General features: G+C 61.4%; 9 protein-coding genes. 5 read left to right on the top strand and 4 right to left on the bottom strand.

The genetic code is table 11. The annotated features are described in order from the left end of the window. Window positions 1-2 precede the first annotated feature (2 nt). The 5 genes from purL (at window position 3) to JBO08_RS18320 (ending at window position 6,093) form a co-directional block, all read left to right on the top strand. Window positions 3-3,899, top strand: a complete 3,897-nt coding sequence (gene purL, locus JBO08_RS18340; RefSeq protein WP_220074399.1) for a phosphoribosylformylglycinamidine synthase — start codon at window positions 3-5, stop codon at window positions 3,897-3,899. Between the two features lie 4 nt (window positions 3,900-3,903). Next, window positions 3,904-4,215: an NGG1p interacting factor NIF3 gene (locus tag JBO08_RS18335; protein ID WP_065874547.1), complete on the top strand. Its 312-nt coding sequence runs from the start codon at window positions 3,904-3,906 to the stop codon at window positions 4,213-4,215. Between the two features lie 308 nt (window positions 4,216-4,523). After that, entirely contained in the window at window positions 4,524-5,162 is a 639-nt protein-coding gene (locus JBO08_RS18330; RefSeq protein ID WP_220074398.1) for a DUF6036 family nucleotidyltransferase, read from the top strand. Continuing rightward, complete coding sequence (locus JBO08_RS18325; RefSeq protein ID WP_065880765.1) at window positions 5,146-5,598, top strand: hypothetical protein; 453 nt, start codon at window positions 5,146-5,148, stop codon at window positions 5,596-5,598. Before JBO08_RS18330 ends, JBO08_RS18325 begins: the two co-directional genes overlap by 17 nt. 201 nt (window positions 5,599-5,799) lie before the next feature. Beyond that, entirely contained in the window at window positions 5,800-6,093 is a 294-nt protein-coding gene (locus tag JBO08_RS18320) for a DUF6124 family protein (RefSeq protein WP_258407036.1), read from the top strand. 117 nt (window positions 6,094-6,210) lie between these two features. On the opposite strand, the gene nagE is transcribed toward JBO08_RS18320, so the two are convergent. The 4 genes from nagE to nagA are packed head-to-tail and all read right to left on the bottom strand — an operon-like array spanning window position 6,211 to window position 12,599. Next, window positions 6,211-7,917 carry an N-acetylglucosamine-specific PTS transporter subunit IIBC gene (gene nagE / locus JBO08_RS18315; RefSeq protein ID WP_220074397.1) on the bottom strand — a complete coding sequence of 569 codons (1,707 nt, stop codon included), beginning with the start codon at window positions 7,915-7,917 and terminating at the stop codon, window positions 6,211-6,213. Window positions 7,918-7,942: 25 nt separating this feature from the next. Next, on the bottom strand, window positions 7,943-10,453 hold the full coding sequence (gene ptsP / locus JBO08_RS18310; RefSeq protein WP_220074396.1) for a phosphoenolpyruvate--protein phosphotransferase: 2,511 nt from the start codon (window positions 10,451-10,453) through the stop codon (window positions 7,943-7,945). Between the two features lie 36 nt (window positions 10,454-10,489). After that, window positions 10,490-11,500, bottom strand: coding sequence for an SIS domain-containing protein (locus tag JBO08_RS18305; RefSeq protein WP_220074439.1), 1,011 nt, complete (start codon window positions 11,498-11,500; stop codon window positions 10,490-10,492). Next, window positions 11,493-12,599, bottom strand: a complete 1,107-nt coding sequence (gene nagA / locus JBO08_RS18300; RefSeq protein ID WP_065874555.1) for an N-acetylglucosamine-6-phosphate deacetylase — start codon at window positions 12,597-12,599, stop codon at window positions 11,493-11,495. The genes JBO08_RS18305 and nagA overlap by 8 nt, the downstream gene beginning before the upstream one ends.

The following is a 12,599-nucleotide window of genomic DNA, read 5'->3' as shown; positions in this document are numbered from 1 at the left end:
AGATGTTGATCCTGCGCGGCGCTCCTGCCCTTTCTGCCTTTCGCCACAGCAAACTCCTTGAGCAACTGAGCCAGAAGGTTCCAGCGGTTACAGGCCTGTATGCTGAATTTGCTCACTTCGCCGACGTTACCGGCGTGTTGGCCGCCGACGAACAGCAAGTGCTCGCACGCCTTCTGAAGTACGGCCCAAGCGTCCCCGTTCAAGAGCCTAATGGCCGCTTGTTCCTGGTACTGCCACGGTTTGGCACCATTTCGCCCTGGTCGAGCAAGGCCAGCGATATCGCCCGCAACTGTGGCCTGGAAAAAATCCAGCGCCTGGAGCGCGGTATCGCCTTCTACGTCGCGGGCCAGTTCAGCGATGCCGACGCCGAGTTGATCGCCAGCAGCCTGCACGACCGCATGACCCAGATCATCGTCAGCCAGCTGGAACAGGCTGCCGGCCTGTTCAGCCACGCCGAGCCCAAGCCGCTGACCGCGATTGACGTGCTGGGCGGCGGCCGCGCCGCCCTCGAGAAGGCCAACACCGAGTTGGGCCTGGCCCTGGCCGAAGACGAGATCGACTACCTGGTCAACGCCTTCAACGGCTTGAAGCGCAACCCGCACGACATCGAACTGATGATGTTTGCCCAGGCCAACTCCGAGCACTGCCGTCACAAGATCTTCAACGCCAGTTGGGACATCGACGGCGAGAGCCAGGAAAAAAGCCTGTTCGGCATGATCAAGAACACCTACGTGATGCACAGCGAAGGCGTTCTGTCGGCTTATAAGGACAACGCCTCGGTCATCGTCGGCTCTGTTGCCGGCCGTTTCTTCCCGGACCCTGAGACCCGCCAGTACGGCGCGGTGCAGGAGCCGGTGCACATCCTGATGAAGGTTGAAACCCACAACCACCCGACCGCGATTGCCCCGTTCCCAGGCGCAGCCACCGGTTCCGGCGGCGAAATCCGCGACGAAGGTGCTACCGGCCGTGGCGCCAAGCCAAAGGCTGGCCTCACCGGTTTCACCGTGTCCAACCTGCAGATCCCCGGCTTCGAACAGCCGTGGGAAGTGCCGTACGGCAAGCCTGAGCGTATCGTCACCGCGCTGGACATCATGATCGAAGGCCCGCTGGGCGGCGCCGCGTTCAACAACGAATTCGGGCGTCCGGCGTTGACCGGTTATTTCCGTACCTTCGAACAGTCCATCACCACCCCGCGTGGCGATGAAGTGCGCGGCTACCACAAGCCAATCATGTTGGCCGGCGGCATGGGCAACATCCGTGAAGAACACGTCAAGAAAGGCGAGATCCTGGTCGGCTCCAAGCTGATCGTACTCGGCGGCCCGGCGATGTTGATCGGCCTGGGCGGCGGCGCCGCTTCCTCCATGGCCACCGGCACCAGCTCGGCGGACCTCGACTTCGCTTCGGTACAGCGCGAAAACCCAGAGATGGAGCGCCGCTGCCAGGAAGTCATCGACCGTTGCTGGCAGTTGGGTGACAAGAACCCGATCAGCTTCATCCACGACGTCGGCGCCGGCGGTTTGTCCAACGCCTTCCCGGAACTGGTCAACGATGGCGACCGCGGTGGCCGTTTCGAACTGCGCAACATTCCAAACGACGAGCCGGGCATGGCCCCGCACGAAATCTGGAGCAACGAATCCCAGGAACGCTACGTTCTGGCCGTTGGCCCTGAAGACTTCGCGCGCTTCCAGGCCATCTGCGAACGTGAGCGTTGCCCGTTTGCCGTGGTCGGCGAAGCCACGGCCGAGCCGCAACTGACTGTTACAGACAGCCACTTCGGCAACAGCCCGGTGGACATGCCACTCGAAGTGCTGCTGGGCAAAGCCCCGCGCATGCACCGTTCGGCCGTGCGTGAAGCCGAGCTGGGCGATGATTTCGACCCAAGCGCGCTGGAACTGGCCGATAGCATCGAACGCGTGCTACACCACCCGGCCGTGGCGAGCAAAAGCTTCCTGATCACCATCGGCGACCGCACCATCACCGGCCTGGTTGCTCGTGACCAAATGGTCGGCCCGTGGCAGGTTCCAGTGGCTGACGTTGCCGTCACCGCCACCAGCTTCGACGTCTACACCGGTGAAGCCATGGCCATGGGCGAGCGTACGCCGCTGGCCCTGCTCGACGCTCCGGCATCGGGCCGCATGGCCATTGGTGAAACCCTCACCAACATCGCTGCTTCGCGCATCGGTAAATTGTCCGACATCAAATTGTCGGCCAACTGGATGTCCGCTGCCGGTCACCCAGGTGAAGATGCACGCCTGTATGACACGGTTAAAGCAGTCGGCATGGAACTGTGCCCGGAGCTGGGCATCACCATTCCGGTAGGCAAGGACTCCATGTCCATGGCCACCCGCTGGAACGAAGACGGCACCGACAAGAGCGTTACTTCGCCGCTGTCGCTGATCGTCACCGGTTTTGCACCGGTCACCGACATCCGCCAGACCCTGACCCCGCAACTGCGCATGGACAAGGGCACCACCGATCTGATCCTGATCGACCTGGGCCGTGGCCAGAACCGCATGGGCGCGTCGATCCTCGCGCAAACCCATGGCAAGCTCGGCAAGCACGCGCCGGACGTCGACGACGCCGAAGACCTCAAAGCCTTCTTCGCCGTGATCCAGGGCCTGAATGCCGACGGCCACCTGCTGGCTTACCACGACCGTTCCGATGGCGGCTTGCTGACCAGCGTCGTGGAAATGGCTTTCGCCGGTCACTGCGGCCTGAACATCGTGCTCGACAGCGTTGCCGAGGATGCGTCTGAAATCAACGGCATCCTGTTCAACGAAGAGCTGGGCGCCGTGATCCAGGTGCGCCAGGACGCGACCCCGGACGTACTCGCCCAATTCAGCGCCGCCGGCCTGGACGACTGCGTGGCGGTGATCGGCCAGCCGATCAACAACGGCGAGATCAACATCTCTTTCAATGGCGACACCGTGTTTGCCGGCCAGCGCCGCTTGCTGCAACGCCAGTGGGCCGAGACCAGCTTCCAGATCCAGCGTCTGCGCGACAACGTTGAATGCGCCGAGCAGGAATTCGACGTGATCCTGGAAGAAGACAACCCGGGCCTGAGCACCAAGCTCAGCTTCGACGTCAACCAGGACATCGCCGCGCCTTACATCAAGAAAGGCATCCGCCCACAAGTTGCGGTACTGCGTGAGCAGGGCGTCAACGGCCAGGTGGAAATGGCGGCCGCGTTCGACCGCGCCGGCTTCAATGCGATCGACGTGCACATGAGCGACATCCTCGCCGGTCGCGTTGACCTCAATGAGTTCAAAGGCCTCGTCGCCTGCGGCGGTTTCTCCTACGGCGACGTGCTGGGTGCCGGTGAAGGCTGGGCCAAATCGGCCCTGTTCAACAGCCGTGCCCGCGACGCGTTCCAGGGTTTCTTCGAGCGCAACGACAGCTTCACCCTGGGTGTGTGCAACGGTTGCCAGATGATGTCCAACCTCAGCGAACTGATCCCGGGCAGCGAGTTCTGGCCGCACTTTGTGCGCAACCGCTCCGAGCAGTTCGAAGCCCGTGTCGCCATGGTGCAGGTGCAGGAATCCAACTCGATCTTCCTGCAAGGCATGGCCGGTTCGCGCATGCCAATCGCTATCGCCCACGGTGAAGGTCATGCTGAGTTCGCCAGCGAAGAAGCCCTGCTCGAAGCCGACCTGTCCGGCACGGTGGCGCTGCGCTTCGTCGACAACCACGGCAAGGTCACCGAGACCTACCCGGCCAACCCGAACGGCTCGCCGCGCGGGATCACCGGCCTCACCAGCCGCGACGGTCGCGTGACCATCATGATGCCGCACCCGGAGCGCGTATTCCGCGCCGTGCAAAACTCGTGGCGCCCGGAAGAGTGGAACGAAGACGGCGCCTGGATGCGCATGTTCCGCAACGCGCGCGTGTGGGTAAACTAAGACGGTGTACAAGCTCGCCTTCTTCGTGCCCGACAGCCATGTGGAGACGGTGAAAACCGCCGTCTTCGCAGCCGGCGGCGGGCGCATCGGCAGCTACGACAGCTGCGCCTGGCAAGTGCTGGGCCAGGGCCAATTCCGCGCGATGGACGGCAGCCAGCCGTTTATTGGGCAGGTGGGCCAGGTTGAAGTGGTTGAAGAATGGAAGGTTGAGTTGGTGGTGGCGGATGAGTTGATTGTGGCTGTTGTGGCTGCACTCAAGCTTAGCCATCCGTATGAGACACCGGCGTATGAGGTGTGGCAGTTGGCGGATTTTTAACTCGCACGCTGCAAAAACAAGAAACCCGCTGGGCCAGTTTGGTCAGCGGGTTTTTTGTTGTCTTTGGGGCCTCATCGCAGGCAAGCCAGCTCCCACATTCGACCGCGTTTATTCTGAAGGAATGCAGTCGAATGTGGGGCTTGCTCGCGAAGGCGTTGGGACAGGCGCGTCAGATCTTTCCCACAAGCCTTTCAGGTTGTCCCTCAGAACCTGCCTCAATAGCCTTCTTCGGTCGCTGTCAGTTCAGTGATCGGGATTTGAACTCAAGGCCCGCCCTGCAACCGTGCATTCGGGTTTGATATTCAATAATGGAATTGCCAGATACCGTTGTTCCCCGCCTCAATACAAGTACCGCACTAGGGCAAGCCTTGGTTTCAATGTTCAAGTCCATCGAGGTGGAGTTGACGCTTGAGGGGGCAAGGCCTGGCGCCGTCAGGGTCATTGTCTTCGGGGGTTGTGCAGTTCATCTGTATACACACCATCGTATTTCCACTGATGTAGATGCGGAGATTTATTGCGCGGATTTTCGAGACAAACTGCGCCTTCAGACGCTATTAGCGGAGTTTCCTGAACAGTTTTTTGATGAGCAGTCTGGCCGTGTAATGGAGCTGAACTATGACCTCCAATATAACACCAGCTTTGGCCCGCTTCACGAAGACTACTGGGAACGAAGTTTTCCCCTGGAAGAGTTTCCTCTTGAGTCTGCACTGCATCTTCATATAGCTGCGCCCATCGACATTGCAATCTCAAAACTGGGCAGAGCCACTGATCAGGATGTAGGCGACATCATGGCGTTGCTCCGGGCTGGCTTCATAGTGATCGCTGAGCTTCGTCAGCTGGCATTGCAGGCGATTGATATGTATGTTGGCAACAAAGAGCCGCCCAGATCCATTCTGACCAATATCTTGCACGATTATCTGGAGACTGCAGATGGCCAAGTCTTTTAACGGTCCCATCCTCTCGTCCGCCTTGGACACACTGGTAAAAAGCCCTTTGAATCAGGCTGATGACGACGCGCTGGTGAGTGCAGCGAAAGCGGTTTGGTACTCGGACGCGAACCTTGTGGGGGAAGTGAAGGACTTTCTGGACGGCCACTCCAGCGAGTTGGAGCTTCGTCGCGCAGGCTATTTGCTAGAGCGCTTCACGCGGTTTTCGTGCGTGACGGATAGTCGGGTATTAGAGGCCTTGAAGGCGCTTGAGCTGTTTTCAGCATCTGCCTCCAAGCAAGACGTGAAACCACAGCGTGCTGTTGCATTGCGCAGTCGTCGTGACGAACTGGCAGTGTCTTGGGGGCTGAGTGAAGGGCTGGGTTTGAAGGCTCAGGCGTTGATGCCTTTCCAGACTCGCCATTACGAAGCGCAGCAGCGTGCAGCGTCTGCCTAGGTGTGGATTGCGACTGGAGAACCCGGCTAATGCCGGGTTTTTGCTGTCTGCGATATCTTCAGCTCTCGGAGATTTCCCACGAGCCTTTCAGGTTGTCCCTCGGAACTCACCTCACTAACCTTTGCCAGTCGCTGCCAATTCAGTGACCGGGACTGCAGGCCTGAAAAAACACCAGGAGCCTATTCCGTATGGAGTTTTATGATGATCAGCGACAACTTGCTACCTGGTTCGACCTTGCCTCAAACCGAATCCCGCCAAACTGGTGATTCACCCACCGACCAAATCTTCACCGTACTACCTAATTTGAACAGCGAAACCCTGCTCGCCAATGCTTCCCAAGACCTGGCATCAGTAGAGGCACTGGCGGGCAATCTGGCTTTTGACGTCGACGGCCCGCAGCGAGATGCAGTGCTGGGAATTCATCGGATGGTGGAAGGCATCCAACTGATGGTGGATCGGGTGTTGGATTTATTTGAGGTGTCTGAGCAGAAGTAATCGGGCGCCCTTAAGGCCCATTCGCGAGCAAGCCCGCTCCCACATTTTGAATGTATTCACAGATCAAAATGTGGGAGCGGGCTTGCTCGCGAAAGAGACAGTTCAGGCAATAAAGATTTAAGCCCCAGCCCCAATTTCCCGGCCACTGACCAGTCGCTCCAATGCCTCGCCCAACCCTAAAGCCTTGTCACCAATCAACAGGTGCCAAACACCGCTTTCCAGCTGGCTAACACCCTGGCAACCCAGAGCGGTCAGGTCAGCTTCAGACAACCCCGAATCATCCCCCAACTCCACCCGCAACCGCGTCATCGCCACCGCTTCCAACTGCCGCACATTCCCCCGGCCGCCCAAGGCATTCAGCCATTTCTCAGCTTCCTGCATATTCACCGCCACCGGCTTATCCACAGGCGCAACCGTCGCCGGTGCATTGGCAACAAACGACGGCATCGCCAAGCGAATCTCATCAGCAATGCTATCTGCCATCGGCCCCACCACCACCTGCAAACTCCCGCCATTCCCCGGCCGGACAACAGCCATAGCGCCCAGCGCTTTCAACTCCGCATCCACCGCCTTGTTGCGATCCACCATGTCCAACCGCAGGCGCGTCGTACAGGCACCGACGCTCAGCAAATTCTCTGCACCACCCAAGGCCTGGATGTAGGCCGTGGCACGCTGGTTATCCGTCATTACCTCAGCCTGCACCACCTGAATATCTTCACGCCCCGGCGTCTTCAGGTTGAAGCGACGAATGCAGTAATTGAACACGCTGTAATAGATCACCGCGTAAGCCAACCCCACCGGGAACACCAACCAACCATTGGTGGACTTGCCCCAACCCAGCACCATGTCGATAAACCCACCGGAGAAGGTAAAGCCCAGGTGGATATTCAGCATATTGGTGACAGCCATCGACAGGCCTGTCAGCACGGCGTGAATCAGGTACAGAAACGGCGCGAGGAACATGAACGCAAATTCAATCGGCTCAGTCACCCCGGTCAAAAACGAGGTCAGCGCCATCGACAGGAAAATCCCGCCCATCACTTTACGGCGTTCCGGCAACGCGTTGCGGTACATCGCCAAACACGCCGCCGGCAGGCCAAACAGCATCACCGGGAACATGCCGGTCATGAACTGGCCGCCTTTCGGGTCACCGGCAAAATAGCGGGTGAGGTCGCCAGTGACCACGGCGCCGGTCACCGGATCGGTAAAGGTGCCAAACACAAACCACGCCATATTGTTGAGGATATGGTGCAGGCCTGTGACGATCAGCAGGCGGTTGAACACGCCGAACACAAACGCGCCGAGGCTGCCGCTCTCCATCAGCAACACGCCGAAACTGTTGATGCCGTGCTGGATCGGCGGCCAGATCAAACCAAAGATCACGCCCAATCCGACCGCGCTGAACCCCGTGACAATCGGCACAAACCTTCGCCCGCCAAAGAACGCGAGGTACTCCGGCAGCTTGATGTCCTTGAAGCGGTTGTACAGCCCGCCCGCCATCAAGCCGCTGGCGATACCGGCGAGCATGCCCATGTTGATAGAGGTGTCCATCACCTTGAGCGTGGAGACCATCACCAGGTAACCAATGGCGCCAGCCAACCCGGCTGTGCCGTTGTTGTCGCGGGCGAAACCCACGGCGATGCCGATGGCGAAGATCAGTGCCAGGTTGGCGAAGATCGCCTGCCCGGCGTCGTGCATCACCGCGATGTTCAGCAGGTCGGTGTCGCCCAGGCGCAGCAGCAGGCCGGCGATCGGCAGGATCGCAATCGGCAGCATGAGTGCACGGCCCAGGCGTTGCAGGCCTTCGATGAAATGTTGGTACATGGCGTGTCTCCTTTTGTTGTTGTTATCAGCTCAACGGCCAGTGGTGTTGACAGGCTTGGCGAACGGCCTTTGCGCTGCTCAGGTCGAGCAGGCCTTGGCTCAATTGCCGGCATTGCGCCGCGTCCAGGTGGCGGACGCGGTCCTTGATTTCGCCGATCTGCGGCGGGCTCACCGACAGTTCACTGACGCCCAGGCCGACCAGCACCGGCGTGGCGAGCGGGTCGGAGGCGAGGGCGCCACAGACGCCGACCCAACGGCCGTGCTTGGCTGCACCGGCACAGGTCTGGGCGATCAGCCGCAACAGCGCCGGGTGCAACGCGTCGACCCGCGCGGCGAGCCCGGCGTGGTCGCGGTCCATGGCCAGGGTGTACTGGGACAGGTCATTGGTGCCGATGGACAGGAAGTCTGCGTGCTTGGCCAACTGGTCGGCCATCAGCGCGGCGGCAGGCACTTCGATCATCACACCGAGTTCGGGGCGTTGGGTCAGCTTCAGCTCTACGCACAGCTCATCCAGGCGCTGGCGGATCTGCAGCAGTTCGTCGACTTCGCTGACCATCGGCAGCAGGATGCGGCAACGCGCCAGCGGGCTTACTTGCAGCAGGGCACGCAATTGTTGGTCGAGCACGTCAGGGCGCACTTGGGCCAGGCGAATACCGCGCAGGCCCAGCACTGGGTTGGCTTCGACAGGCAGTGGCAAGTAGTCGAGCTGCTTGTCGCCACCCACATCAATGGTGCGGATGATCACGGACTTGTCGCCCATGGCATCCAGCACTGCCTGGTAGGCGTGACGCTGTTCCTGCTCATCCGGCGCGGTGCGGCGGTCGACGAAGAGAAATTCGGTGCGCAGCAGGCCGACGCCATCAGCGCCGTTTTCAAAGGCCACCTGGGCTTCGGCACTGGAGGCGACATTGGCCGCGACTTCAATGGTCACGCCATCGCTGGTGCGCGCCGGCTCCTGGGCTTGGGCCTGTTGCTGTTGGCGACGCAGGTTCTGTGCGTCACGAATCTGGTGCACTTCGGCGTGACGCGCTTCGGTGGGCTCCAATTCCAGACGGCCGTTGACGGCGTCGAGTACCACGCGCTGGCCTTGGGGCACGTCGAGTACTTCGGCACCCAGCGCCACCACACACGGCAAGCCTTTGCCGCGGGCCAGGATCGCTACATGGGACGTCGCGCCGCCTTCGGCCATGCAGATGCCGGCAGCCTCCTGGGCACTCAATTGCAGCAGGTCAGACGGCGTCAACTCGTGGGCGCTGACGATCGCACCGGCAGGCAATTCGAAGTGCCAGGCTTCACCCAGCAACGCTCGTAATACGCGTTGTTGCAAATCCCGTAGATCATTTGAACGCTCGGCGAACAGGGGTTTGCCCAAGGCCAGCAGCACCGCGCATTGCGCCTGGATCGCATTGCGCCAGGCGTGGGTAGCGGCGCTGCCGTTTTCGATGGCGCCGGTAGCCGATTCCAGCAGTGTTGGGTCTTCCAGCAAGGCGAGATGCGCCGCGAAGATGTCCTCTTCCTCGACGTTCTTACGCTGGCGGGCGTGGTCCAGTGTCGTGCGGATTTCGCTGCGCACTTGCTCCAGCGCAGTGTCCAGGCGTTGCAGTTGTTCGTCGGCAGAATGGTTGCCGGTGTCGGCTGGCAGTTCGATACCGGTCAGGCGGAACAGTGGCCCGCAGACCAATCCCGGCGCAGCACACACGCCTTGCAATACGCCGACTTCGGTATTTGTCCGGCGTGGCGCGACGATGGCAGGGGCGTGGTGTTCTTCTTTGATAGCCGCGGACAAGGCCGCGACCAGCGCCTGCAATGCTGCCTCAGCATCCTTGCCGCGACAGCTCACACGGACTTCGTCACCCTCGCCAATGCCCAAACCCATCAAGCCAATCAGGCTGTCGCACGACGCCGACTTATCGCCGAACTGCAGCTGTGCCTGGCTGCTGAAACCCTGGGCGGCCTTGCGTACTAATGCCGCCGGGCGCGCGTGCAAACCGCCCCGGTGGGTAATGCGCACGTTGGCGCTGGTTTCAGCGTCCGAGTTATCCACAGGCGCTTGAGCCGACGCCGCCGAACGCGCCACGATCTGTACCAGCGGCTCGCCGACCTTGACCGTTTTCCCCGCTACCGCGCGCAATTCGAAGCGCTCGCCATTGGTCAGGATGATCAGGCTGACCAGGCTTTTGCACTGGCGCGCAATGCGGTCCAGGTCAAACTGCACCAACGCCTGGCCCTTGCTGACCCGCGCGCCGTCCTTCACCAACAAGGCAAAGCCTTCGCCATTCAGCTCGACCGTGTCGATGCCCACATGCATCAATACTTCGGCGCCGTTATCGGCGCGAAGGGTCAGCGCATGCCCGGTGCGGGCGACATGGATGATCACCCCGTCACACGGTGCGTGCAGGCAATCGTTCAACGGGTCGATGGCAATGCCGTCGCCCATCGCGCCGCTGGCGAACACTTCGTCGGGGATGTTGCCCAGGGCCAGCACCGGCCCACTGAGGGGAGCGCTGAGGGTCAGATCATTATTGTTGTTGGACATCGGCACGGTACTCATCAGGAAAACACGGCAATCGACTCAGTGAGTGCGAGTGACTTTGCTCAGGTGGCGTGGCTGGTCGGGATTCATGCCCCGGGCTTCGGCCAAACCTGCAGCCATGACGTAAAAACTCTGGATCGCCAGGATCGGGTCCAGGCTTGGGTGTTCGGCGCGGCTCAGGGTCAGGTCGCGTTCAGCGATATCGTCCGGCGCGGCCAGCAGCACACGGGCGCCGCGCTGGCGCATGTCGGCGGCCAGGCTCAATAGGCCGGCTTGTTCGGCACCGCGCGGGGCGAAGACCAGCAGGGGGTAGTTGTCGCCAATCAGGGCCATCGGGCCGTGACGCACCTCGGCGCTGCTGAAGGCTTCGGCCTGGATCGCCGAGGTTTCCTTGAGCTTGAGCGCGGCTTCCTGGGCGATGGCAAAACCGGCGCCGCGGCCGATGACCATCAGTTGCTGGCAGTCGCGCAGGGCGTCAATGGCAACCGTCCAATCTTGTTTGGCGGCGGCACGCAGGTCATCGGGCAGCGCACGACAGGCTTGCAGCAGCTCGGTTTCCTGAATCCAGTGGCCGATCAACTGCGCGCTGGCGCTGAGGGTGGCGATAAAACTCTTGGTCGCGGCCACGCTGTGTTCCGGCCCGGCGCACAGCGGTATATGAAACTCGCAGGCGGCTTCCAGCGGCGAGTCTTCGGCGTTGACCAGCGAAATGCTCAGGGCACCGCGCTTGCGCAGCAGGCGCAGGCTGTTCACCAAGTCTGGACTTTGTCCCGACTGGGAAAACCCAAACACCACCTGGCCGCTGACTTTCATCGGCGCTTGCAACAGGGTCACCACCGACATCGGCAGCGACGCCACCGGGATGCCCACGTGTTGCATGGCCAAATACGAAAAATAGCTGGCAGCGTGGTCCGAGCTGCCCCGTGCAATGGTCATCGCCACTTGTGGCGGCTGGCGGCGCAGGCGGCCGGCGATTTCTTCCAGCGGCGGATCCAGGCGTTGCAGTTGGGCGGCGACGGCGTCGCAGGAGGCCAGGGCCTCTTCAAGCATTTTTGAAGTCAATGGTTTCTCCTTCGACCATTACGTCGGTGAGTGTCAGGGAGCGGTCCAGGCGCACGCAGTCGGCAAAGCTGCCGGGTTGCAGGCGGCCGCGTTCTTCCAGGCCCAGGTAGTCCGCGGGAAATTGCGACAGGCGTTGTGAGGCTTCGCTGATGGGCAGGCCGATTTTCACCAGGTTGCGCAGCGCCTGGTCCATGGTCAGCGTGCTGCCGGCCAGGGTGCCGTCGGCCAGGCGTACGCCGCCCAGGCATTTGGTCACGGTGTGGCTGCCCAGCTTGTACTCGCCATCGGGCATGCCGGCGGCGGCGGTGGAATCGGTGACGCAATACAGGCATGGGATCGCACGCAGCGCCACGCGCATGGCGCCGGGGTGCACGTGGAGCAGATCCGGGATCAGTTCTGCATATTTCGCGTGAGCCAGGGCCGCGCCGACGATGCCGGGCTCGCGGTGATGCAGTGGGCTCATGGCGTTGTATAAATGGGTGAAGCTGGTGGCACCGGCGGCGAGGGCGGCGACGCCTTCTTCATAGCTGCCGAGGGTGTGGCCTATCTGCATGCGCACGCCGCGTTCGCTGAGGGCGCGGATCAGGGCGTCATGGCCGGCGATTTCCGGGGCGATGGTGATCACGCGGATCGGCGCCAAACGCAGGTAGGCTTCCACTTCCGCCATCAGCGCGGTGTGGGCGAAATTGGGTTGGGCACCGAGTTTTCCCGGATTGATGTAAGGCCCTTCCAGGTGCACGCCGAGTACGCGGGCACTGCCTGTCGGACGCTGTTCGCAGAAGCTGCCGAGCTGGCCGAGTACGCTGGAAATCTCGTCGACCGGCGCAGTCATGGTGGTAGCCAGCAGCGAGGTCGTACCAAAGCGCACGTGTGTGCGGGTAATCGTCTCGAAGGCCTCCAAGCCTTCCATGATGTCTTTGCCGCCACCGCCGTGCACGTGCAGGTCGATAAAGCCGGGCAGCAAGTAAGGCAGGTCGTTTTCCGCCGGGTCGCAGGGCACGCCTTCAATGGCGGTCACCTTGCCGTGTTCGTGCGCCAGGCGGCCGCGAATCCAGCCGCTGGGCGTGAGGATGTTGTCTTCGGACAT

It is taken from the genome of Pseudomonas sp. LAP_36, from assembly GCF_019456785.1.
GTDB lineage: Bacteria > Pseudomonadota > Gammaproteobacteria > Pseudomonadales > Pseudomonadaceae > Aquipseudomonas > Aquipseudomonas tritici.
The sequence above is the reverse complement of the archived record's forward strand: the minus strand, read 5'-3'. Positions and strand labels throughout refer to the sequence as shown.